Here is a 23273-nt window from a genome sequence, read left to right as displayed (position 1 = left end):
TGGAAGTCACACATCTATCCATGCACTTAGTGGAAATTGACGATTCTCCTGTCTTGATGATGGGAGAATTGGTATTGGATCACCAACTAGTCATCAAAGAAGTGGCCTTGTGTCGCTCCAAATATGACAGATACTACTTGCAATTTCCAACGACGAATAATCTACGTGTGGTGCATCCTATACAACAAAACTTCTACCAACGTTTATTAGAAACAGTCATAGCGGATTATCATCGAAAAGTTGCCTTAACTGGGAGGAAAGCCCGTGACCAAACTCTATGAAATTCAATTTATTGATGAATCTAGTGTCCAACAAGAACTAGCGAGCTTACTAGAAAATTCTATTGATGTCATTCAGGAAACAAGAAGAGCGCTGTTAATCGCTGCCTATCAAGTTCAAGAACGGCGGCGATTAACCAATCACATTTTTAAAGAACACCAGGTTATTCAAGTGCAAGAAAACGATCTGCTGTGGGCTTATTATTGCCCAGAAAAAACCAAGAATCATCGAACTGCCTTTCGAAGTTTCTTAGTGAAGCAACGCTATCATCAAAAGAACAAGTTGATTTTAGTGGTTCAACCCACATATGAACAATCCAAACAATGGTTCGATTTGAATCAATTATAAAATGAGGAGATTACTATGGAACTAAAACAGATTATCCCAAACATGGAAAAAACATTCGGTACATTAGAATTTGCAGGCGAAGCTTCTGTCGAAAGCCGCCGAGAAGACGGACGATTAAAAGTCTTATCTCGCACCTATCACCTGTACTCTTCGGTACAAAAAGCCGATCAAGTAACAGTAACCATTCCAGCGATTGCCGGAGAGATTGATTTTGATTATGAAACCAAGGTACGCCTAGTTGAACCTAAGATTTCAGCAGTTGGTTATAAAATTGGCGAAAGTGCCTTTACGAATTATGTCCTAACCGCCGAAAACATTGTGAAAGCCTAAAAGAAAGAAGGAAAAAGAATGAGATTAGCAGAAGGTATTATTGTCGATAACGAAAAAACATTTGGTACGTTAAAATTTTCCGCCCTACGTCGAGAGGTATTTGAACGTGGGTCGGATGGTGAAGTCACCGAGCAAGTCAAAGAACGAACCTACGATTTAAAGAGTTCGGGTCAGAAACAAATGATTCAAGTCAGTGTGCCCTCCGATATTCCGTTAAAAGAATTCGCGTACAACGAAGAAGTATTGTTGGTAGAGCCGATTGTTGATACTGTCGCCAACCCGAACTTCCGTGGTGCGGATGTTGATTGGTACATCAAATGCAAAGATATCGTTCCAGTCAAAAAACAACAAGGCCAATCACCACATCCAAAAAATCAATAATAACCGAAACGTGCAGGAGAGATCTTGCACGTTTTTCAAGGAGAAAAACAAATGAACAAACTGAAAATACTCTGGTTGGATCAGTTTTTTGATGACTATTCCAGATTCACACTAAAGGAATATCAAAAAAGTGAAACGGAAATCATTGAGAAGCTGAATGAACTAGGCAACAACTACGATGTCATTGCGATATCTGTCGATGAGGAACTGACCGTTGATGGTAAACCGCGGATGTTCCAATTTGAATTGGTTCCAGAAGAACAAGAAAATACCTTGAAGTATATTGGGTGGATTGATGGCTAGTTTCCTCCATCGAATCAATCCAATGCGGTACTTAATAAGACGTGGGAAAAAGATTCGTCCAAAGGATAAAAATCTGGTAATTTCTACTTTTCTCGGTCTTCTAGTACCGCTATTTGTTGGGGAATTGTTTCTTATTTACCGCAAACAAGTGTTTCAATTTTTTATTAGCCCATTACTTTTACTCGAACGGATTAATGAAGCGAGCCAACAAATTCATTGGCAAAAATTGCTTCTAGTGAGTGCCTGCACAACAGTGAGCTGCCTACTAGTCGCCTATTTCTTATTTCTCTTATTTCCAGACTGGTATCGGCAATTGAAGCATCGACAAAAGCTTGCTCGTATGATTTTACAAAATCATTGGTACGAGGTCGAAACGGTGCAGCAGGAAGGGTTCTTTAAGGACCTCTCCTCAACAAAAAGCAAAGAAAAGATTACCTACTTTCCTAAAATCTTTTATCAGATGAAAAACGGCTATTTGATTATTTCCGTTGAGATTTCACTGAACAGCTATCAAGACCAACTGCTTCATTTAGAGAAGAAACTTGAAAGTGGTCTGTACAGTGAGCTGGTGGATAAGGAACTGGAAGAATCCTTTGTCGTGTACACACTACTCTATGACACAATAGCCAATCGCATCAGTATTGATGAGGTCAAGACGGAGAATGGCCGCTTGCGTCTAATGAAGAATGTTTATTGGGGCTATGATCAATTACCGCATATGTTGATAGCTGGTGGAACGGGTGGCGGGAAATCCTATTTCATCCTTACTTTGATCGAGACGTTGCTACAGACTAATGCGAAGTTGTATATTTTGGACCCGAAGAATTCCGATTTGGCCGACCTCTCGGTTGTTCTACCGAACGTTTATTACCGCAAGGAGGAAATGCTCGCAGCGCTCAATGAATTCTATGGAAAAATGATGGAAAGAACAGAAACTATGAAGCAAATGGAAGGTTATAAGACAGGCGAAAACTATGCCTACTTAGGTCTTCAACCGTATTTTCTCATCTTCGACGAATACGTCGCATTTATGGATATGCTGGGTCGTGAAAGCAATGAAGTCATGAATAAAATCAAGCAAATCGTAATGCTTGGTCGGCAGATGGGCTTCTTTATCATCCTGTCTTGTCAGCGACCCGATGCGAAATATTTAGGTGATGGGATTCGGGATCAATTTATGTTACGTGTCGCATTGGGACGAATGAGTGAGCTGGGCTACGGAATGATGTTTGGTGAGACCAACAAAGACTTCTTTCAAAAACGAATTCGAGGTCGCGGCTACGTCGATTCAGGCAATAGTGTGATTAGTGAATTTTACACACCTTTAGTACCGAAAGGTCATGATTTTATTCAAACGATCCAAACAATTTATGAACAACAAAATACCCTCATGTTTCGACATGAAGAACAGGAGAACAAACCATAAGATTTATTGATTTATTTGCAGGTGTCGGTGGATTTCGCTTTGGTATGGAACGCGCTGGACACACTTGTGTTGGTTATGTAGAATGGGACAAATTTGCCCGAAAAAGTTATGAAGCGATCCATCAAGTCAAAGATGAATGGACGCGGTATGACATTACTAAAATTACAAATGAAGAATGGAAGGAATTACATGGAAGAGTTGATATCATCTGCGGAGGCTTCCCGTGTCAGGCATTTAGTATCGCCGGAAAACGAAAAGGATTTGAGGATACTCGAGGAACAATGTTTTTCGAAATTGCCCGTGCCGCCCAACAAATCCAACCACAATTTCTGTTCCTTGAAAACGTCAAAGGGCTACTCAATCACGACAAAGGGAACACGTTTCGTACAATCCTCTCCACGCTTGATGAACTGGGGTACGATGTCGAGTGGTGTGTATGTAACAATAAGTGGTTTGGAATTCCGCAAAACCGAGAACGTACCTTCATTATCGCACGTCTTAGAGGAAGTGGTCGATCCGAAATATTTCCTGTCCAACGAAAAGACCCAGCAGTTGTTGAGAACGATATAAAACGTGTCAATACTGCGAAGAAAGCAAAACAACTTCCTGGCTATGACACGACGAAGCGATTTTATGATATTGCGGGTATTTCCCCGACCCTTACGACCCGAGAAGAACCAAAAATACTAGTGGTTGGGAACCTCAATCCTAGCGAACGCGGAATGAGTGGGAAAGTTTATCGTAGTGAGGGCCTTAGCCCCACCCTCACCGCTGGAACAGGAGAGGGGCCTAAAATTCTCTTATCCTCAGACGACTTGAAAAAATTGAATAATCATCCAAAAGTAGCGACTGCCTTGTCATCAAAAGAGAGGCAGTCTCTTTTTGTTAAAGAAGCAACTAAGAAAGGTTATGCCGAAGCGCATCCTGGCGATAGCATCAACATCGCTTTTCCAACATCTAAGAACCGCCGTGGTCGTGTTGGTAAGCAACTTGCCAATACCATTGTTACAAATGATTCTCAAGGAGTAGTGACAAATGAAATGCGAATACGAAAGCTAACACCACGGGAATGTTGGCGGCTGCAGAGTTTTCCAGATTGGGCTTTTGAACGAGCGGAAAAGGTTGTCTCTGCTAGTCAATTATACAAACAAGCTGGTAATAGTGTTGCACAGGAAGTTGTCTATCAGATTGCATTACACGCATTTAATTAGGAAAGAGTGGAGTCAAATGAGTTATGATGAACTGATTTATACGCTATACAAACTCGCTAAAGAAACCAATGATGAAGAATTACAGGGATGGTTATTGGATGTCGGATTCTTAGTGAAAAAGAATGGAATCCGAGGTTTGGTGGATGACCCCAGCATTGATCCCGAAGATGAGATTCATTTTGATGATTTGATTAGTAAATTACAGGCAATGTCGGATATTGCGAAAGACAAATCGGATAAAATGAAAGTCGATGATCTTAGAAATACTTTGATCTCGGATGGAATTGATGGATACGTCGTAAATGGTTAGCTATGAACAATTGAATAACAGCCTGTCTTTTTGAGCAAACTATAACATGATTAATTTTTCTTAACCATTTTCAAACCTATGCTGTATAATTATAGATATGGAAATAGGTATATATAAAATCCTACTATTTATAATGAAATGGGTGTATTTATGGTGAGGGAAAATTTTACTCCGAAGGTACGAACTGAAATCATCAACTATTCCGATGGTGTGTGCATGTTATGCTTAAAAAGCTTAACTAGTCCAAAAATTGCTCATATTATTCCAGCTTCAAAGAATGGACCTCGAAGTGAATATCGATCTAGCTATGGTAGTGATTTTATCAAGAGCTCGGATAATGGTTTATGTCTCTGTAGTGACTGCCATGATTTAATTGATGACGAAGGTTTAAATACTTATTCATTGGTTGATCTTCTTAATATCAATAAGAGATTTAAAAAGGATTTTTTTGTAAAAGAAGAGTATAAGCATTTACTCGGAATTGGTGACATCAATCATTCGAATGAACTAGTAAGATTTTATGATCATTTACTTGGCCTTTTGAACTGTTCAGATAAAGATTTCGATAATTTTGATACCGTCACAGGTTTTACAAAAGTCTCTGTTGATAAAAAAATTAGTGTAAATAATCTTTATTTTAGACAGGCAAAAACTATCAGAGATCAATATGCTTTTGAGTTCATTATATTCAAACAGTCATTGGAAAACTCACCAATCATTTCAGAAAAAATAAGAGCAGCTGTCAAAGTTTTATATCAACGCATAAAAGATCAAGAAAAAGATCTCAGTAACGCGGATCTTTTCGATAAAATGATGTCATTGATGTATGATCCGTCAAAACAAGTTATTGGGAATAGAATTCCATTAATCTATTTCTTTATTATCTGCGAGGTGTTCAGTATATGATAATTCCAACAAAGATAACACCTAGCCACAAATCACTAATTTATAAAGCACTTCTTCTTTTAAACAATGAGAACAAAGATTTTTCCTATTCTGGGAATAGTTCACATTTTTCATCAATTACAGAATATATAGATACCATGACTATTCTTTTCTCTTTAGGTTATTTAGACGAACCAACTGTGGAGGTGAACAAAAATGATTCGATCCGTGAATAGTGATTTCCCTGGATTTGAAAAAGTTGTGCTAAGTAGTGGTGTAAATATTATTTTAGCTGAGCGTTTGAACAACTCAACAAATGGATTAGGTAAAAGTTTATTTTTAGATTGTATTAACTATGCTTTAGGTGCAGACTACAAAAGATCGGAATTGTCAAATTATGCTGATTTACAAGGATACTCAATTACTTTAGAGATGGACTTTGAGGATGAACTTATTTCTGTGACAAGAAAAATCAGCAAATCAAAAAACAGCAATAACATGGTGTTCTTATCAACTGATGGCCATGTTTCGGTTTCTGATTGGAAGCAAAGATTGTTAGAATACTATTTCAATATTCGTAGCGGCCCTTCTTTTTTCAGTTGGCGCAGTCTACTTCATTTCTTTTTTAAAATGGAACCTATCAAAGATTTCCGAAAAGGATTAAAAAGTTTTTCTGCTGACCAAGACTATAAGGTATCAGCCTACCAAGCTTTTCTGCTGGATATTGCTTATGAAGAAATAAAAGAATTATCTCGAACTGAAGTATTAAGATCAGAGAAAAAGGGATTTACTCAATATATAAATTCTTTACAAAAAACAGCCAAGATGATACCTGAGATTTTGCCTGATGAAATTGATAATTACACCAAAATGAATCAAGAAATCAATAAAAAATTGAATGAACTTAAACTATCAATTTCTAGCTTACAAAGTGAAATAGACTTATTAACCGTACAAGAAAGACAGTTAATTGAGTCGAAGAAAGAGCTCGAGAAATTTTCTAATAATTCTTCAAGATTTAATTCCTTATTCACTATATTGAACAAGGAACTAGGAGAGTATGTTAAAAAGACATTTGAAGAATCGGAAGCGTTCAACACCAAGTTGCTATTGGAAAACCAAGATGTGATCAATTCTGAGTTAAATAACGTACAAGAGAACTTGATATTTCTGATTAGAAGGCAAACTGCTGAAAAAAACAGAATGAAAACTTTAATAGAAACTAAAAAGTTCCAAGATGGGAATTTAAAAAATGTTGACATCTCATCAGTAATTATTAAAGAACTTGTGAGCAATTCAAGCAATCTGATATCTTCAAAAGTTGACAGCGGACTTGATAGATTTGCTTCGGACAGTTCAAATGCCATTAACGAAATAATTGACTCCAAAGAACTAGAAATCGAGTCTCACAGAAAATTTCTAGATAAAATTGTGAACTACGTTTATGAAGCTGAAAGAAATGTAAGTTTTGATATCTCCTTCGATAAGTCACTGAAGATAGATTTTCATTACGAGGATGATTCTGGAACAGGTAAGTCGAACATGAAAACAATCATATACTATTGCTTCTTACTCCTGCTTAACCATGGGAGTCTACAAAGAAATATTGATTTCTTGATACTAGATACAGACGTTACCGATGGGATAGACTCAAATAATATATACAGATTACTAAAATATATGCATCCAATTTTAGTGAATACTGATTGCCAATTAATCCTTACTTTAAAGGATGATAGAGATATTACTTTTGATAGTGATGATGACAAATTCTGGATTAAGAAGAGACTGTATGATGGTCCTGGAGGATATTTGTTCAAGAAAAAACTATCTAAAAAAAGATAACTATTTTGTGCAAGCAAGCAACAGCCGTCGCTGCACCCCAGTGCGAAGCGGCGAGCTGGAAGCTTGCCTTTGTGGCGCGCTCGCGCGCCGCAAAGTAAAAACCCCCAGTATCTAACTAGGGGGGTAGTAAAGACAATACAAGCAATTGAATAATCGCTTGAAAGTTAGGATTACCAAGACTTTCAGCTACTTTTTACAGATGGGAAATAGCGTCATTTATTTCTCATCTTTTTTATTTGGAGGAAAACATTGAGCTTTGGAAATACTTTACGTGAGAAACGAGAACTTTATGAGGTATCCCAACAACGTTTAGCGGTGGCTAGTCAAAAATCAAGACGCTATATCAGTATGATTGAAACTGGTCAAAAAGAACCGTCTGATATAACAAAAAAAGTGTTGCTCCAAGCATTAGAACAATTAAACCCTGACAATGAACTGTCCTTAGTCTTTGACTATGTTCGCCTACGCTTTGATACCCACGACGAAAAATATATCATCGAGAACGTACTCAAAATCAAAATGAACTATATGCTCTATGAGGATTATGCTTTTTATGGATACATTGCCAAGTACGTCTTTGGTCATATCCAAGTAATGATTTCTCCAGAAGAAGATGACAAAGGAACATTAATTGAATTAAAAGGTCAAGGCTGTCGAGAATTCGAGAGCCTTCTTTTGGCGCAAAATCGTTCTTGGTTTGATTTCTTCATGCGTTGTGAGAAGGAAAACGTGCACTACAAGCGAATCGATTTGGCAATTAATGATCGAGTCGGGCTTTTATCGATTCCCTATTTAGCTGAAAAGTGTAAGCGACGGGAAATGACTTCCAAGTTTCGTTCTTTTCAAGCGTTGGGTTCAGGAAAATTTGCGAGTGAAGAAGAACCGTCCTTTGTTGGGAACACGCTGTATCTGGGCTCATTGAAGAGTGATATCTACTTCTGCTTTTACGAAAAAGACATCGAACAAATGATCAAACGTGGGGTACCAATCGAAGAAGCAGTGATTAAAAATCGATACGAGATTCGCTTGAAAAATGATCGTGCCTATCACGCAATGCAAGACCTACTCATTTATCGAGATTGTGAGCGAACCATTTTTAATATCATGACGTCCTACCTCACATTCCTAGAACCGAACAAAACGAAAAAGAAATCCAACTGGCCGATAGATGCTTCTTGGCAAGTCTTCATTGGGAAGAATCGAGAGAAAATCAAATTGACGACACAACCAAAACCTGTCGAACTTAGCCGAACCTTGCTTTGGCTACAACGCCAAGTTGCTCCCACTTTGAAGATGTTGTTACTGATCGATCGTGAAAATGAGACCAGCAAGATCAATGACTTATTGAATGCGACTAGCTTATCAAAAAAGCATGAAAAACTAATTGAACAGCACACCACCTTGATCCAAGAACTCATTGCAAAGGAAGGTGATTGACTTGCTTCTTAGAAGGTTTGAAGAAAAGGAGAGTCCTTATGTATTCAATATCTACCTTTACGATGACGTATTGATCGGCATCGAAGAAGATTACAAATACCGACAACTGTCAGAAATGACTCCCTATGGTACACCGACCGATTATTTCAACTGGCGTCAAACACAAACAGGTTTTGGTAGTCTACTAGATATCCATGGAAAACCACTGCTCAAAGATCAGCCGCGATTCAAGTTTTATCGCGGCTATTTGAGTGAGGTCGCACAAGCAGAAAACATACCGATTCGAAAGTGGCACAATCGTGCGGGAAAGTAACTTAACACGTCGATTAAAGAAATGCGGTTTCTTATGTGGGATTGAAAGCTATGTTTATTACCGTACCATTGGTCATTTCACTACGCTCTATGTTGAAGGTGAAAAGGATGAAACTACCAAGAAGATTGTTTACAGCTTTTACAAAATGCGTATCTTTCCTAATGGAAAATCGAGTATCAAAGTCTATTGTGACCGCGTGGATATCCTCACGGTTGTTCGGCGGGTTGATTCCTATGCTTTGTATCTGAAAGACAACAAAAACAAGACAGGTCATTGGTTTACCTGAGCAGAAAAATCAAACTCTAGGAAAGGAAAACAAACACAAAAAATTGATGAAAGAAGGAACAAGATGAATTTTGGTCAAAATTTATTTAACTGGTTTGCCACCAATGCCCAGTCATTGGTATTACTAGCGATTGCCGTGATTGGTGTGTATTTAGGCTTCAAACGTGAATTCTCAAAACTGATTGGCTTTTTGATTGTCGCTGCAATTGCTGTAGGGTTAGTATTCAATACGGCTGGTGTCAAGGATGTCTTATTAAACATCTTTAACACGGTGATTGGTGGTTAACATGGCAATTAGTACCGATGAAATGAAAGTCTACATTGCCAATCTTGGCAAATACAACGAAGGAGAACTGGTTGGCGCCTGGTTCTCCTTTCCCATTGATGAAGAAGAAGTTCAAGAAAAAATTGGCCTGAATGCGGAATACGAAGAATATGCGATTCATGATTACGAGTTGCCGTTTCCTATTAATGACTACGCTTCGATTGATCGCTTGAACCATCTTTATGAAAAGCTCCAAGAGATTGAAGGCACACCTCTCTATGAGGAATTAAAAGAAATTCAACGTAGCTGGTTTTCAGATATTGATGAATTGGTTGAGCATAGTGACGACATCATCCACTATGCCGATTGTGATTCCATGAGTGAGGTGGCGCAGCAATACATCGAAGAAACGGGTGCGCTGAGTGCCTTGCCTGAAAATTTGCGCTACTATTTCGACTACCAAGCACTTGGTCGGGATATGGAAATTGAGGGCAACTATCTCGTTACCTCTCATGGCATATTTGAATACAATAATTAAACACTAGGCAGATCGATTATCGGTCTGCCTTTTTTACAAGGAGGACAACATGTATCAGTACAAAATAATGAACAACGAACGACTGACCGAAGAAATTGATAATTTACTTTCTTTCCCATTGTTAAAAGAACAAATCAAGCAAAAGCTCTTTGAAACCATTGTTTCAGATGCCAAAGAGAACTGTGAGTACTTAACACCTGAAAAGCTGTTTGAAGAAAAGGAATACGGGGTTTGGTTTCATACGGTCAACTATCCGGAGTTCAAGAAGAACATTGCGCGCTATGACACCTTTATTATCTATCGTTGTGTGTTGGCGGATAACCGACAAGAGATTCTTATCACACTAGAATAGGAGGTACATCATGAAAAAAATTCGTAGCTATACGAGTATTTGGAATGTCGAAAAAGTCATTTATGCCATCAATGATTTGAAGCTGCCGTTTCCGATCACCTTTAACCAAATGACTTGGTTTGTTCTCACTTTCTTCTTTGTCATTTTCTTTGCAAAGCTACCACCTTTACTGTGGATTGACGGTGCGCTATTGAAATACCTCGGAATTCCTGGATTTGTGGCTTGGTTCATGTCACAAAAATCTTTTGACGGCAAGAAACCAGTGGGCTTTATTCGATCCATTTTCCGTTACTATTCCGCACCAAAAGTTACCTATGCAGAGAAAAAGGTCAACAAGCAAACAGTAACGATTCAAGAAAGTATTACCTATGTAAGGAGTGAAGCGATTGAGCTTTCCAATTAAATACTTAGAAAATAACTTGGTTTTTAATGAAGACGGGGAATGCTTTGCTTACTATGAGCTGGTTCCTTTTAACTATTCTTTTCTAAGTCCTGATGAGAAATACAAAGTAAACGACAACTTTCGCCAATTGGTTGCGCAGTATCGAGAAGGAAAAATCCACGCGCTACAGCTAAGTGCGGAGTCGAGTATCAAAGAAGTGCAAGAACGTTCAAAGGCGGTGGTAAAAGGGAAACTAAAAGAGGCGGCTCTTCAACATATTGATGGACAGACCGAAGCGCTGATTGATTTGATTGGGGAACATCAAGTCGATTATCGCTTTTTTATTGGCTTCAAGCTGATTTTAACGGATCAAGAAGTCAATTTGAAAAATATCTGGAATGAGTTTGTGTTAGGTATCCAAGATTTTGTTCATGGAGTCAATCATCAATTGATGGGTGATTTTGTCCAGATGCCCGCAAATGAAGTCGCACGTTTCCAAAAAATTGAACAACTACTGGAAAACAAATTGTTACGCCGGTTTCAGTTTCGCCCATTAGACAAAGATGACTTCGGCTATATTCTCGAACACTTACATGGCAATGATGGCTTGGCCTATGAGGAATACAGCTATCATCTACCTAGTGAAGAAACCGATGGACAAAGACGAATCAAGCGGTATGACCTAATCAAACCCACTCGCTGCTTGATTGAACAAAAACAGCGCTACTTGAAACTGACGAATGAAGATACCGAACTCTATGTGTCTTACTTTACCATCAATTCCATTGTTGGTGAGTTAGACTTTCCCCATAGCGAATTGTTTTACTACCAGCAACAACAATTTTCTTTTCCCATCGATACCTCCATGAATATTGAAGTAGTGCCGAATCGTAAAGCCTTATCTACAGTTCGCAATAAGAAAAAAGAATTAAAAGACTTGGATAATCACGCTTGGGAAAGTGACAATGAAACAGCCAATAATGTGGTGGAAGCATTGGACTCCGTCAATGAGTTAGAAAACACCTTAGACCAAACCAAAGAGTCCATGTATAAGTTGAGCTATGTCATTCGTGTTTCAGCTCCTACGCTGGATGAGTTGAAGAAGCGTTGTAATGAAGTGCGGGATTTTTACGATGACTTTAATGTGAAGTTGGTGCGTCCTTTCGGCGATATGCTTGGGCTTCACGGGGAGTTTATTCCATCTGCCAAACGCTTCATGAATGATTATATCCAATATGTCACCAGTGATTTCATTTCTTCTTTAGGCTTTGGTGCGACCCAGAGCTTGGGAGAACGGGAAGGCATCTATGTTGGATTCAATGTGGATACGAGTCGGAATGTCTTTATCAAACCCGACTTAGCCGCACAAGGAATCAAAGGGACAACCACCAATGCATTAGCTGCGGCTTTTTTAGGCAGTCTTGGTGGTGGGAAATCCTTCTCCAATAATCTACTCGTTTACTACGCGGTATTGTTTGGGGGCAAAGCGGTTATCCTTGATCCAAAATCCGAACGTGGTAATTGGAAAGACGACTTGGTGCATATTGCCGATGAAGTCAATATCATCAATCTAACCAGTGAAGAGAAAAATCGCGGCTTGCTTGATCCCTTTGTCATTTTAGAAAATGTCAAAGACTCCGAAAGTTTAGCGATTGATACCTTGACCTTTTTAACCGGTATTTCTTCTCGAGATGGTGAACGATTTCCGACACTGCGTAAAGCGATTCGGACGGTGGCGCAATCAGATCAGCGTGGGTTGCTTTGTGTGATTAATGAATTAAGAAATGAGAATTCGCTGATTGCCAATGGCATTGCGGATCATATTGAATCTTTTGTCGATTATGATTTTGCCCAGCTCCTGTTCAGTGATGGCAATGTGGAGAATACCATTAGCTTGGACAAGCTATTAAACGTCATTCAAGTAGCGGATTTGGTGTTGCCGGATGCCAATACAACGATGGAAGAATACACGACGATGGAAATGTTAAGTGTCTCAATGTTGATGGTCATCAGCACCTTTGCATTGGATTTTATTCATTCCGATACCTCCATCTTTAAGATTGTCGATCTGGATGAAGCCTGGAGTTTCTTACAAGTGGCACAAGGAAAAACTTTATCGATGAAGTTGGTTCGTGAAGGTCGAGCAATGAACGCCGGCGTTTATTTCGTCACCCAAAACGCCAATGACTTACTGGACGAAAAAATGAAGAACAATATCGGGATGAAGTTTGCCTTTCGTTCAACGGATATCAATGAAATCAAGAACACTTTAGAATTTTTCAGCTTGGACAAAGAAGATGAAGGCAACCAGAACCGTTTGCGTAACCTTGAAAATGGTCAAGCACTGTTCCAAGATATCTGGGGGCATACAGGTGTGATTCAGTTTGACTATATCTTTGAACACCTCTTTGAAGCCTTTGATACAAGACCACCTATCGCTGGGGGTGAGTAAGTGAAGAAGAAAAAAATCGTGAAGATACTGATTGGAATCATTGGTATCTTTTTTCTTTTGGCTGCCCTTTCCATTTCAGCTCAAGCCACTGGTTTGATTGATGACACGATTGATACGGCAAACAACTACTCTCGCTATCCCATCGACAATTACCAATTGGATTACTTTGTGGATTCTAGTTGGGACTGGCTACCATGGAACTGGGGTGATGGGATTGGAAAATCCGTCATGTTTGGACTTTATTCGTTAACCAATTTTGTTTGGTTAATCAGTATCTACCTATCCAACGCCACTGGCTATTTGGTGGGAGAAGCCTATTCGTTAGATTTTATTAGCGATACGACTGAGGCAATTGGGCGAAACATTCAAACCTTAGCAGGGATCAATGAAAATGGCTTCATGGCAACTGGTTTCTATCCTGGATTGATCCTGTTGTTAATCTTGATTATGGGAATTTATGTAACTTATACCGGCTTAATCAAGCGAGAAACAACACGAGCAGTTGGAGCATTGGTGAGTTTCTTGACCATATTCGTTTTATCAACTTCCTTTATTGCTTATTCTAGTAGTTACATTGCACGGATCAATGAATTCAGTGCCGATATCAGTAATGCGGCATTAGATGTGGGCTCACGGATGACGACACCAAGTACCAACGCAACTGGCAAAAGTAGTGTCGATGCAATTCGTGATACTTTGTTTGATATTCAAGTGAAACAGCCTTGGATGATTCTACAATATGGGGATTCCAATCTTGAAACAGTGGGTGAGGATCGTGTGGAAGAATTAGAGGCCACTAGTCCTTTTCAGAATAAAGGAAAAGATCGTACCGAGATTATTAAAACCGAGATTAATGAGTTGGAAAACGACAATATGACCATTACTAAAACAGTGAATCGTTTAGGTGTCACAGTCTTTATCTTTTTCTTCAATCTCTTGATATCGGTTTTTGTCTTCATCTTAACAGGGATCATGATTTTCTCGCAGCTGTTGTTTATCATCTTTGCGCTTTTTCTGCCCATCAGCTTCTTATTGTCTATGATCCCAAGTTTTAATCATTTGATGAAGACAACCATCATGCGCTTGTTCAACGTGATTATGATGCGTGCTGGAATTACCTTGGTCTTAACCGTTGCTTTTTCGCTATCTTCAATGGTTTATTCCTTAACGGCTTCTCAACCGTTCTTTATTGTCGCTTTTATGCAAATTGTGATATTTGCCGGTATCTACTTCAAATTGAATGACTTAATGGGCATGATGGCGTTGAGTAGTGCGGATTCGCAAGGGACCGGTAGTCGCGTCATGCGTCGACCAAAACAAACCGCAAGAAGAGCGTTTCGGAAATTGGCTATCGGAGGATTGGCACTTAAGGGTTTGGGTTCCATGAGAAATGAGAAGAAGAACAAGCCAACCAATAATCCTGAAAACAAGGAGAATTCCGAAAATCGTTCTAATCGGAATAGTTCGAACCAGCAACGAAGTAATACACGAACCAATACGCAAAATCAAACAGAACAAACGAAACAGAAAACAGGCTACCCAATACGAAGGTATAACAATGACTCAACGTCAAATGACCAACAACAAAAACAATCGAATTCAAAAAACAGAAAAGGACCAGAGGCAACTCCACCTAAAACACAGAGAAGAAACAACTCGCAGCCACTAAGTGAGAAACAACGAAAAAATCAAAAACAATCGCAACGCAGGATGGCGAAAACGCGAAATCTTGCGGCACCCAATCGAAAAGCGACACCAGCAAACAAGGTGTTAACTGATTCGTCCAATAAAGCAGTCAATAACAATAAAAAGTCCCAACGAGTACCATCTGATTTGAATCAATCCAAGACAGTGAAACGATCTGAGCCTTCGTCTGTTATTAAGAGAGGAACACAAATCCAATCGATACCAAGAGGGCGTGCACATCAACGAGTTTTGAAGACGAAGCAAACAACAACTAGCAAAGGAAAAGAAACCAAGAAATTAAGTGGCAAAGGAACGAAACGCCGATGAAGAGCATCCTAAAATTCGTGGCACCTTTACTAGGATTTTTTTGCCTCTTTTTCTTTCTGCTTTTTGGTGTCATCGTTATGGGGGAGGAAGACAGTAACTCTTCTTCATCGGCAGAAATTGGCTTGAACCTATCGCCAGAAGTTTTGCGTTATCAATCACTTGTTGAAAAGTACTGCAAGGAATTTGATATACCTGATCACGTTAAAACGATTCTTGCCATCATGCAAGTCGAAAGCGGGGGAAAAGCAGAAGATGTGATGCAAAGTTCAGAAAGTTTAGGATTGCCACCGAACTCATTGAGTACAGAAGAGTCGATTCGGCAAGGATGCAAATACTTTTCTGAATTAATTCGTAGTATTGAAGCACAAGGTTGCGATTTGAATACGGCAATTCAGTCCTATAACTACGGTGGAGGGTTTATTGGATATGTCGCTACGCGAGGGAAACACTACGGTTACGAATTAGCTGAAAGTTTTTCAAATGAAAAATCTGGTGGGCAACGTGTGACGTATACCAACCCGATTGCCATACCAATTAATGGCGGTTGGCGCTACAACTATGGTAATCAATTTTACGTGAAATTGGTGGAGCAATATTTAGTCAGCGCTAAGTTCGATGACGAAACGGTTCAAACGATTATGGATGAAGCACTAAAATATCAAGGATATCCGTATGTCTTTGGTGGCAGCAATCCACAAACCTCTTTCGACTGTAGCGGACTTACACAATGGTGTTTTGCCAAGGCCGGTATCAACTTACCACGGACGGCTCAAGCACAATACAACGTAACTCAACACATTTCATTAAGTGAAGCAACACCTGGCGATTTGGTCTTTTTCCATTCCACCTATGCCACATCAGACTACGTGACCCACATTGGTATCTATGTTGGCAATAATCGGATGTACCATGCCGGAGATCCCATTGGTTATACCGACTTAACGGATGCCTATTGGCAAGCTCATTTAATCGGTGCAGGAAGAGTACAATAAATTTGAGAGGAAATGAATACGATGAAAGAAAAAATAAAACATGTTGGTTTAAGAAAGAATACAACCATCATTCTCTGGACACTCCTAATCGGTAGTGTCTTTTTTGGTATCTACAAGAATTTCACAGCAATTGATCAACACACGGTTCATGAAGAAAAGGTCATCGAAATGAAGCTAGTGGACACCAATAAAATTGAAAGTTTTGTCCAAAACTTTGCGCAGGAATTTTACACTTGGGAACCGAATCAAGAGCAGCTGGACGCACGAATGGAAAGATTGAAAAACTATTTGCCTGAGAATCTACAACAAATGAATCAAGAAATGATTCGTTCCGATATCCCTACGAAGTCTACTGTAAACAAGGTTCAAATTTGGGAAGTGGGAGCAATCAACGAATCATACTATAAAGTGTTGTACTCTGTAAACCAAGTGATTGAAGAAAGTATTGGAGAGGAAGTAGAAAGACGCGGCGTAGAATCTGCATTCTCAGTAACAGTACGCATCAACAAACAAAACCAATTAGTCCTACTTACAAATCCAGTAATGGCTTCTCTTCCATCAAAATTAGAAGTCAAAAATGATCCATTACAAGATGACTCCACCATCACGCAAGAAACAAAAGAAGAAATCAAAACATTCTTGACTACTTTCTTTACTGCTTATCCATCTGCTAGTGAAACGGAACTACTTTATTATGTTGAAGATACAACGATTCAAGGAATCAACGAAAATTATATCTTTTCTGAACTCAGAGCGATTAACTATTTTGAGGATAATGAGGGCGTGAAAGTGAAAACGGCCGTTTCCTACTTGTCACCCGATACAAAGGCTACATTAGTTTTTGATTATGAGTTAGTCTTGAAAAAGAATCAAAAGAATTGGGTTATTTTAGATGGGATTTAGGCTTACAACTTATTTTAGTCCTGATAAAATAGAAAGAAAACAAAGGAGTGATTAAAAGATGACTATTTCTTTTTGTATCGGATGGCTACTAGTCGGGATTATCGATTTTGTCCTTTATAAGATAATGAAAAGAACTAAAAGTATATTATTATGGTTACTGGTAAACGGATTAATTCTGTTTCTTTCACTTGTTTTTTGTATCGGATCGTTTATCATTTTGAGGTTTATTATAAAGTGAATTGAGTTCGATCAGTTATTTTTTTGTGATAAGACTTTAATTTGTATACGCTAGGCCATAGTTGATTTTATCGTTACCAGCTGATGTCTTTTTTCGAATTTTTTTATAAAAACTTCCATTCATCGGACGAAAGTTATAAAATGGAAAATCATCGACTAGTTAGTACTTACTACAGGGAAAATCAAGGAGGTGAGACCTTTGGTAAAAAATGCACGCACATTTGTTTGGTTGTATCTTATAATAATAGCGCTTGCCTTATTTGCGATTGTCACTCCTAACTTTACCCTTTCGAAAATCGCTTTATTGCTTTGTTCCTTTATCCTTATTGTGATGTTATCTCCAGGAAACAAAAGTTGACCAAGCAAAATGCTCCCCATACAACCTTGTTTCGCAGGATGTATGGGGAGTTTTTAGTAGGTGGAGAATTTCGCAAAAACACACTAGAGGAATTCTTCAAAGATTTTCATCCCCAGTAGTTCTTGAGATATATTGACGTTGTCAAACAAAGAGATACTCGCTTCTTTAATGCTGAAGGATTGGGTATGATCATGATCGTTGATCGCTAATGGCAAAACAGTCTGAGCATTTTTATCGATGACCTAGTCCAATTTAAGGCTTACCGCAGTTTTTATCTTAGCCGCTTTAAGATGTGCCGAGTGTGGAATCACCACAGTGTCTTAAAGCAATGACAAGGCTTTTTATCGGTTGAAAGTATGCTAGCAAAAAGTTGATTCGGCGATTTCTTCCTTCTTAAAAACATTATTAATTTGTTGTATTAGACCAAATTTATCGTTGATGTTAAGACTTACGAAAAAGAATTCTGCTGAAAATGCTGATTAAAACTCTCAGGTAGAAATTGGCATATTTTGCTGAGATGTAAATTGTTCACCTAGCAGACGTGATGCTTTTTTTGTATTGGAAACCATATACTATATGGTGGTGACTTAGGGCTCAAACTTAGTATTCAGATTCTCGATTACTTGCTTTTTATAATCAAGAAATTCTTTTGTAAGCTGAAAATCCGCATTTTTTTCTTTGCTCAACTCGATCATGTCTAGCTGGTCATCGCTCTGATTTTTCAAGATATAGATTCGATCAGACAATTTAATAGCTTCATCAATATCATGGGTAATAAATAGTGTCGTTAATGATAATTTTTTGTGGATATTGAGGTACCACTCATGAATTTCAGATTTAGTAAAGCTATCTAAGGCACTAAACGGTTCATCTAGTAAAATCAAATTAGACGAAAATAAATAGGTTCTTAGTAAAGCGATTCGCTGACGCATTCCACCGGAAAGATCTTTCGGATAAGATTTACTCACACTTGCCATGTTAAATTCTTCCAGAAGTTGGTTGGCCCTTTGAAGGGCTTCCTTCTTTTTGACTCCCTGTAAAATCAATGGCAAAGTGATGTTTTCTTCGATTGTTTTGTATGGAAGAAGTAAATCTTTTTGGAGCATATAGGAAACCTTTCCTGGCATATCAATGACGGATTCTCCATCTAACAAGACCTCACCGCTACTGGGGGTTAAAAGACCGGCAATAATGCTAAAAAGCGTTGACTTTCCAACTCCGCTCGGACCGATGATACTGATGATTTCATGATCGAGCACATGGAGATTCAAATGGTGCAAGACTAGTTTTTCTGAAAAATATTTTGACACATCTTTGACTTCTAGCTTAATCATTCTGCTCACTCGGTAGATAATCATTGGTAAATCCTGTATTTTCAGGAATTTCTTTATCAATTAGTTGGTTTTTTCCTAACCAGGTATAAAAATCATTCCAGCGCTGCGAATCAATATATCCCCATCTATCTTCGTCGGCACGATATTGTTCGGACAACCATTTTTGACTTGCCAGAACTAGGTCTTTGTTCAACTCAGGTGCCTCTTCGACTAAAATATCGGCAGCTTCCTCGGGCGACTCAATGGCGAACTCGTAACCTTTTTCAGCGGCTTTTAGGAATTTCTTCGCCACATCTCCATGCTCCTTTAAGAAGTTGTCGTTTGAGATAATTACAGGCGTATAATAGTCAAACACCGGATTCAAATCCTTAAAATAAAAGTAATCAATTGGGACACCTTCGCTTTCAGCAGAAACGCCACCCCAGCCGTAGAAAACCCAGATAGCATCCGCTTGTTTTTCCTTCAATGCCATCGGTTCATCCACAATATTATTCGGAATCAAATTAACTTTTTCAAAATCACCGCCGTCTTTTTCCATTACGTTGGCGATAGTGGCTTGCTCAACAGGTGAATCCCATGTAGCATAGGTTTTGCCTTCCAATCCTTTAGGTCGGTCAATACCTTCACCCTTAAGAGACATGATACCAGACGTATTATGCTGTAAAATAGTCGCTACAGCTGTGATTGGTAGTGAATCATCTGAAGCATAGTTCGGTGCTAGCGAATCTTGAGCGCTAATTCCAAATTGAGCTTTGCCACTCGCTACGATTGCGGAGGCATCTCCATCAGAGGGTTGCACAATTTCAACATCCAATCCTTCTTCTTCAAAATAACGTTTTTGTTGTGCTACGTATAGTCCTGTATGGTTGGTATTAGGTGTCCAATCTAACACAAACGTAATTTTTTCCAACTCTTTGTTTTCTGTTGCGCTTTGCTCATTGCTACATGCTCCTAGAACCAATAAACTACTCAAAGCAACTAATGCTTTCCACTTTACCTTCATTTTTACTCCTCCTATACTTCTTTTTTCCAGGGCATAGCCAATTTTTCTGCCAAATTGACCAATGCCATCAGTAATAAACTAATTAATGAAATCAAAAAAATTACTGCAAACATCTTGTCAAAATCATAAGATTTTCGTACTCGTGTCATATAGACACCTAATCCTTCAAAGCCGCCCAGCCATTCTGAGATAACCGCACCAATTACTGCATAAGTCACAGCGATTTTTAGAGCAGAAAAAAAATCACCAAGACTTGCGGGAATCTTGATATGCCAGAAAATTTGTCTGCGATTTGCTCCCATCGAACGTAATAGCCGCAATTCATCATGATCAACAGAAGAAAAGCCATTCAACATAGCAACGGATACTGGGAAAAACACAGTGATGACAATCAAAACAACCTTTGGTAAAACGCCAAAACCAAACCAGATTGTCAATAAGGGTGCAATAGCAACAGTGGGAACAGTTTGCGTTAAAATCAGCAGGGGATAGATAGTTTTTTTCACTCTTTCGAAGTTATCCATAAAAATTGCAACTGCGATCCCCAGTGACATTCCTAAAAATAAACCTAATAACGCTTCGATCAATGTGATTCTGGAATGGAACAATAGTAAATCAAAATCATTGATAAAGGCCTGACCAACCTGTAAAGGAGAAGGGAGCATGAACGTTGGAATCCATCCTAACGAACTAACACCTTGCCACACCATAAGAAGGACGAGTACCGAAACACCAGAGTAGAGGTTAATGCTGGTGCTTTTTCGTCTTTTCTTCAATCCCAAACACATCTCCTTCAGGTTTGTAAGTGATTTTTACATAAGCAGATACGCCTTGAGATCCCGCTTTAATTGCAATCAGTTGACAGTTTTTGACGATCTCCATCAATTCATCATAATTTCCCTCAATACTTGTTTCAAACGCCCCAACCTGATAAGTCAATCCTGTGCTTGCTATATAAGCGATTACTTCATCAACAACACGAACAACTTCTGATTCACCTTCTACTTTTGGTAGTACTTGAATTGCGATACCTGCTTCCATTTTTCTTCCTCTTTTCTTGAAATTAATTAAAATAAAAAGGCATTTTCCCCAATAGAGAAAATGCCTAAAATAACCAAAAATGATTCTTTTTTTCGACATGCTCCCTACGCTGGTCTTAACCAACAGGTTCAAAGGGTCAGGTTTTTAACCTTCTCAACGCTTGTGCGTCCCCCTGCATCTTTATTTAATTGTTTTTAATAATACATTTCTTTGATTTGTTCGTCAACATACTTTTGAAAATCAGTAAAACAAAAAACGATTAAAAACGATAAACGGGTTTTAATCATTTTTGTTTTATACTTGATGAATGTCTAGATCTAGATTGTAATAAGGTTCCAAGATAGCATTATTAATTCCTTTTTCCGTAACAATAGTATCTAAAGAAGTAGCACTATCAACAAAGAAAGTTGAAGTTGTGCCAATTTTTTCTTTCGTTACAATACCGATTTTATGAGAACTTTGTTGAAGCAATTGTTTTTTTATTGCAGCTTCTTCAAATGATGGGACAGTGATCCCTTTTTCAATATCGATTGAAGAGATACCCAGTATACACAGCTCTATATTGATACCTTCAATTGCTTTTAATGTAGCAGAGCCTTTTAATACTTTAGAATGTTTATCCAACTCACCAGGCAACAAATTGATGGTAATATGCTCATGATCGCATAATGCTAATGCAATCGTAGGGCTATTGGTGATAACTATCCCACTATAATCGTTAGGAATGTTCTCTGCGAAAAAAAGATTCGTTGTACCACTATCAATGTAGATTACTTTTTTTCCATCAATTAGTGATGCTGCTTTTTTGGCTAGCATTTTTTTGCTGACTGAGTGTTGATCAATTCGGTGCTCAAATGGCAGGTTGGTGTTATCCAATCTTAGCGCGCCACCGTGAACGCGTTGGACAAGTCCAAGCTTAGCTAGTTCTTGAAGATCTTTTCGAATTGTATCTTCCGTTACCTCTAATTCTTTGGTGAGATCGTTTACTAAAACTTTACCTTCTGCCTCTATTTTGCTCAAAATATATTTGTGGCGTTCGCTTTTTAACATTATTTTCTCCTTTAATCGAAATTTATTGATTCTTATCGTTTTCCATTGTATAATGATAGCATAAAGAAATCGATTAATTACTGACACGTGCTATTTTAATCCATATTTCTTTTGTTGTACACCTAATGTTAGCGCTTAAAAGAAATCAACTTGGAGGATGATGCAGTTATGAAGTTTGGAATATTTTCAAAAGTTTTTCTGAAGTACCAGTTGGACGACGCTTTGAAGAAAATTGCTGGTTTGGGTTTTGAGAGCATTCAATTTAATTTTGCTAATGTTGGTCTACCTAGTTTACCACAGTCTGTAGAGAAACATATTTTAGAGAATATTAAGGACTCTTGTGAAAAAAATGGGGTTGATATTGCCGTCATATCCGGTACGTTTAACACTTTAGAGTTAGATGAGACCAAAAGGAAAGAAAATTTAGCTGGATTTGAAACGGTTGTAAAATCTGCAAAAATGCTAGGCGTTCCTTTTGTTTCTATATCAACAGGTAGCTTTAATCAAGAAGACTTTTGGAGTCCTCATCCTGATAATCATACTGAGAAAGCTTGGGTGGTACTTAGCAAGTCTATCGAAGCTATGCTCAAAGTAGCTGAAGAAAACAACGTCACCATCGTTTTTGAACCAGAGCAGGCAAATGTCGTTAGCTCAGCAGAAGATTCTTTGCGCTTGATTAATCTATTCGACTCTAAACATCTAAGAGTGCTGTATGATCCGGCTAACATCGTGACAATAAAAGATGCTGACAATCAATTAGAAAAAATAGAACGTACACTTGAGCAACTCAAAGATGTAATCTCGCTAGCTCACTGCAAAGACGCTCTTGTGACTGATAAAGAAATCAAATTTGCTCCCGTTGGAAAAGGTACCATTCCATTGGTGGAATACTTAAGGAAACTAACTAAGTTTTATGACGGGCCAATTATTATGCATGGATTAGAAGAAGAAGACATTGAATATGCACTAGAAAATTTAGGATTAATGGAGGAAAAGTAAG

27 protein-coding genes and 1 riboswitch are annotated in these 23273 nt (G+C 38.4%); of the genes, 22 read left to right on the top strand and 5 right to left on the bottom strand.

Annotated elements, in window-relative coordinates:
• Positions 1-20: 20 nt before the first annotated feature.
• The 21 genes from IGI42_RS03740 to IGI42_RS03640 all read left to right on the top strand — a co-directional run bounded on the left by IGI42_RS03740 (position 21) and on the right by IGI42_RS03640 (position 17250).
• Positions 21-281 carry a hypothetical protein gene (locus tag IGI42_RS03740; protein ID WP_438714344.1) on the top strand — a complete coding sequence of 87 codons (261 nt, stop codon included), beginning with the start codon at positions 21-23 and terminating at the stop codon, positions 279-281.
• Positions 265-627 carry a hypothetical protein gene (locus IGI42_RS03735; protein ID WP_438714343.1) on the top strand — a complete coding sequence of 121 codons (363 nt, stop codon included), beginning with the start codon at positions 265-267 and terminating at the stop codon, positions 625-627. The genes IGI42_RS03740 and IGI42_RS03735 overlap by 17 nt, the downstream gene beginning before the upstream one ends.
• Before the next feature lie 15 nt (positions 628-642).
• The gene (locus IGI42_RS03730; protein ID WP_174127509.1) at positions 643-957 is read left to right on the top strand and encodes a DUF961 family protein; all 315 of its coding nucleotides are present in this window, start codon (positions 643-645) and stop codon (positions 955-957) included.
• 18 nt (positions 958-975) lie between these two features.
• Positions 976-1338 (top strand): YdcP family protein, encoded by a 363-nt coding sequence (locus tag IGI42_RS03725; RefSeq protein WP_438714342.1) that lies wholly within the window; start codon positions 976-978, stop codon positions 1336-1338.
• Positions 1339-1389: 51 nt separating this feature from the next.
• Positions 1390-1641 (top strand): hypothetical protein, encoded by a 252-nt coding sequence (locus tag IGI42_RS03720; RefSeq protein ID WP_438714341.1) that lies wholly within the window; start codon positions 1390-1392, stop codon positions 1639-1641.
• A gap of 34 nt (positions 1642-1675) precedes the next feature.
• Positions 1676-3067 carry an FtsK/SpoIIIE domain-containing protein gene (locus IGI42_RS03715; RefSeq protein WP_438717008.1) on the top strand — a complete coding sequence of 464 codons (1392 nt, stop codon included), beginning with the start codon at positions 1676-1678 and terminating at the stop codon, positions 3065-3067.
• Positions 3064-4278: a DNA cytosine methyltransferase gene (locus IGI42_RS03710; RefSeq protein ID WP_438717007.1), complete on the top strand. Its 1215-nt coding sequence runs from the start codon at positions 3064-3066 to the stop codon at positions 4276-4278. The genes IGI42_RS03715 and IGI42_RS03710 overlap by 4 nt, the downstream gene beginning before the upstream one ends.
• A gap of 16 nt (positions 4279-4294) precedes the next feature.
• Positions 4295-4588 (top strand): hypothetical protein, encoded by a 294-nt coding sequence (locus IGI42_RS03705; protein WP_438714340.1) that lies wholly within the window; start codon positions 4295-4297, stop codon positions 4586-4588.
• Between the two features lie 150 nt (positions 4589-4738).
• Positions 4739-5494 (top strand): HNH endonuclease, encoded by a 756-nt coding sequence (locus IGI42_RS03700; protein WP_438714339.1) that lies wholly within the window; start codon positions 4739-4741, stop codon positions 5492-5494.
• Positions 5495-5689: 195 nt separating this feature from the next.
• Positions 5690-7318 carry a DUF2326 domain-containing protein gene (locus IGI42_RS03695; protein ID WP_438714338.1) on the top strand — a complete coding sequence of 543 codons (1629 nt, stop codon included), beginning with the start codon at positions 5690-5692 and terminating at the stop codon, positions 7316-7318.
• A gap of 249 nt (positions 7319-7567) precedes the next feature.
• Positions 7568-8755 (top strand): replication initiation factor domain-containing protein, encoded by a 1188-nt coding sequence (locus tag IGI42_RS03690; protein WP_438714337.1) that lies wholly within the window; start codon positions 7568-7570, stop codon positions 8753-8755.
• A 1-nt stretch (position 8756) separates the two neighbouring features.
• Positions 8757-9068: a hypothetical protein gene (locus IGI42_RS03685; protein ID WP_438714336.1), complete on the top strand. Its 312-nt coding sequence runs from the start codon at positions 8757-8759 to the stop codon at positions 9066-9068.
• Positions 9055-9354, top strand: a complete 300-nt coding sequence (locus IGI42_RS03680) for a hypothetical protein (protein WP_429963218.1) — start codon at positions 9055-9057, stop codon at positions 9352-9354. Before IGI42_RS03685 ends, IGI42_RS03680 begins: the two co-directional genes overlap by 14 nt.
• Before the next feature lie 63 nt (positions 9355-9417).
• Entirely contained in the window at positions 9418-9639 is a 222-nt protein-coding gene (locus IGI42_RS03675; RefSeq protein WP_174127516.1) for a hypothetical protein, read from the top strand.
• A 1-nt stretch (position 9640) separates the two neighbouring features.
• Positions 9641-10156: an antirestriction protein ArdA gene (locus IGI42_RS03670; protein ID WP_438714334.1), complete on the top strand. Its 516-nt coding sequence runs from the start codon at positions 9641-9643 to the stop codon at positions 10154-10156.
• Between the two features lie 49 nt (positions 10157-10205).
• The gene (locus tag IGI42_RS03665; protein ID WP_429963220.1) at positions 10206-10508 is read left to right on the top strand and encodes a hypothetical protein; all 303 of its coding nucleotides are present in this window, start codon (positions 10206-10208) and stop codon (positions 10506-10508) included.
• A gap of 10 nt (positions 10509-10518) precedes the next feature.
• Complete coding sequence (locus IGI42_RS03660; protein WP_429963221.1) at positions 10519-10911, top strand: conjugal transfer protein; 393 nt, start codon at positions 10519-10521, stop codon at positions 10909-10911.
• The gene (locus IGI42_RS03655; RefSeq protein WP_438714333.1) at positions 10895-13342 is read left to right on the top strand and encodes an ATP-binding protein; all 2448 of its coding nucleotides are present in this window, start codon (positions 10895-10897) and stop codon (positions 13340-13342) included. Before IGI42_RS03660 ends, IGI42_RS03655 begins: the two co-directional genes overlap by 17 nt.
• Complete coding sequence (locus tag IGI42_RS03650) at positions 13343-15355, top strand: CD3337/EF1877 family mobilome membrane protein (protein WP_438714331.1); 2013 nt, start codon at positions 13343-13345, stop codon at positions 15353-15355.
• Positions 15352-16347, top strand: coding sequence for a bifunctional lytic transglycosylase/C40 family peptidase (locus IGI42_RS03645; RefSeq protein ID WP_438714329.1), 996 nt, complete (start codon positions 15352-15354; stop codon positions 16345-16347). The genes IGI42_RS03650 and IGI42_RS03645 overlap by 4 nt, the downstream gene beginning before the upstream one ends.
• A gap of 21 nt (positions 16348-16368) precedes the next feature.
• Complete coding sequence (locus IGI42_RS03640) at positions 16369-17250, top strand: conjugal transfer protein (RefSeq protein ID WP_438714328.1); 882 nt, start codon at positions 16369-16371, stop codon at positions 17248-17250.
• 1182 nt (positions 17251-18432) lie between these two features.
• Here IGI42_RS03640 and IGI42_RS03635 read toward each other — a convergent pair.
• From IGI42_RS03635 to IGI42_RS03615, 5 genes are all read right to left on the bottom strand, one after another.
• Positions 18433-19179 carry an ABC transporter ATP-binding protein gene (locus tag IGI42_RS03635; protein WP_438714327.1) on the bottom strand — a complete coding sequence of 249 codons (747 nt, stop codon included), beginning with the start codon at positions 19177-19179 and terminating at the stop codon, positions 18433-18435.
• Complete coding sequence (locus IGI42_RS03630) at positions 19172-20182, bottom strand: ABC transporter substrate-binding protein (RefSeq protein WP_438714326.1); 1011 nt, start codon at positions 20180-20182, stop codon at positions 19172-19174. The genes IGI42_RS03635 and IGI42_RS03630 overlap by 8 nt, the downstream gene beginning before the upstream one ends.
• Before the next feature lie 11 nt (positions 20183-20193).
• Positions 20194-20958, bottom strand: a complete 765-nt coding sequence (locus IGI42_RS03625) for an ABC transporter permease (protein ID WP_438714324.1) — start codon at positions 20956-20958, stop codon at positions 20194-20196.
• The gene (locus tag IGI42_RS03620) at positions 20927-21223 is read right to left on the bottom strand and encodes a thiamine-binding protein (protein WP_270660497.1); all 297 of its coding nucleotides are present in this window, start codon (positions 21221-21223) and stop codon (positions 20927-20929) included. The genes IGI42_RS03625 and IGI42_RS03620 overlap by 32 nt, the downstream gene beginning before the upstream one ends.
• 84 nt (positions 21224-21307) lie before the next feature.
• Positions 21308-21407, bottom strand: a riboswitch (TPP riboswitch).
• A gap of 110 nt (positions 21408-21517) precedes the next feature.
• A complete protein-coding gene (locus IGI42_RS03615; protein ID WP_270660498.1) occupies positions 21518-22273 on the bottom strand; it encodes a DeoR/GlpR family DNA-binding transcription regulator in 756 nt (251 codons plus the stop codon).
• A 168-nt stretch (positions 22274-22441) separates the two neighbouring features.
• On the opposite strand from IGI42_RS03615, the gene IGI42_RS03610 reads away from it, so the two are divergent.
• Positions 22442-23272, top strand: a complete 831-nt coding sequence (locus IGI42_RS03610; protein WP_438714323.1) for a sugar phosphate isomerase/epimerase family protein — start codon at positions 22442-22444, stop codon at positions 23270-23272.
• The last annotated feature ends 1 nt before the right edge of the window (position 23273 follow it).

Origin of the sequence: Enterococcus sp. AZ109 (assembly GCF_051714625.1) — a bacterium.
Classification (GTDB): Bacteria; Bacillota; Bacilli; order Lactobacillales; family Enterococcaceae; genus Enterococcus_A.
This window is presented reverse-complemented; position numbering and strand designations above follow the sequence as displayed.

Bases quoted from the DNA above. Each gene is read 5' to 3' on its own strand.
- IGI42_RS03645 (WP_438714329.1), top strand. From the start codon at position 15,352: ATGAAGAGCATCCTAAAATTCGTGGCACCTTTACTAGGATTTTTTTGC.
- IGI42_RS03660 (WP_429963221.1), top strand. From the start codon at position 10,519: ATGAAAAAAATTCGTAGCTATACGAGTATTTGGAATGTCGAAAAAGTC.
- IGI42_RS03640 (WP_438714328.1), top strand. From the start codon at position 16,369: ATGAAAGAAAAAATAAAACATGTTGGTTTAAGAAAGAATACAACCATC.
- IGI42_RS03630 (WP_438714326.1), bottom strand. From the start codon at position 20,182: ATGAAGGTAAAGTGGAAAGCATTAGTTGCTTTGAGTAGTTTATTGGTT.
- IGI42_RS03665 (WP_429963220.1), top strand. From the start codon at position 10,206: ATGTATCAGTACAAAATAATGAACAACGAACGACTGACCGAAGAAATT.
- IGI42_RS03620 (WP_270660497.1), bottom strand. From the start codon at position 21,223: ATGGAAGCAGGTATCGCAATTCAAGTACTACCAAAAGTAGAAGGTGAA.
- IGI42_RS03700 (WP_438714339.1), top strand. From the start codon at position 4,739: ATGGTGAGGGAAAATTTTACTCCGAAGGTACGAACTGAAATCATCAAC.
- IGI42_RS03610 (WP_438714323.1), top strand. From the start codon at position 22,442: ATGAAGTTTGGAATATTTTCAAAAGTTTTTCTGAAGTACCAGTTGGAC.
- IGI42_RS03675 (WP_174127516.1), top strand. From the start codon at position 9,418: ATGAATTTTGGTCAAAATTTATTTAACTGGTTTGCCACCAATGCCCAG.
- IGI42_RS03725 (WP_438714342.1), top strand. From the start codon at position 976: ATGAGATTAGCAGAAGGTATTATTGTCGATAACGAAAAAACATTTGGT.
- IGI42_RS03730 (WP_174127509.1), top strand. From the start codon at position 643: ATGGAACTAAAACAGATTATCCCAAACATGGAAAAAACATTCGGTACA.
- IGI42_RS03740 (WP_438714344.1), top strand. From the start codon at position 21: ATGCACTTAGTGGAAATTGACGATTCTCCTGTCTTGATGATGGGAGAA.
- IGI42_RS03635 (WP_438714327.1), bottom strand. From the start codon at position 19,179: ATGATTAAGCTAGAAGTCAAAGATGTGTCAAAATATTTTTCAGAAAAA.
- IGI42_RS03615 (WP_270660498.1), bottom strand. From the start codon at position 22,273: ATGTTAAAAAGCGAACGCCACAAATATATTTTGAGCAAAATAGAGGCA.
- IGI42_RS03705 (WP_438714340.1), top strand. From the start codon at position 4,295: ATGAGTTATGATGAACTGATTTATACGCTATACAAACTCGCTAAAGAA.
- IGI42_RS03670 (WP_438714334.1), top strand. From the start codon at position 9,641: ATGGCAATTAGTACCGATGAAATGAAAGTCTACATTGCCAATCTTGGC.
- IGI42_RS03720 (WP_438714341.1), top strand. From the start codon at position 1,390: ATGAACAAACTGAAAATACTCTGGTTGGATCAGTTTTTTGATGACTAT.
- IGI42_RS03695 (WP_438714338.1), top strand. From the start codon at position 5,690: ATGATTCGATCCGTGAATAGTGATTTCCCTGGATTTGAAAAAGTTGTG.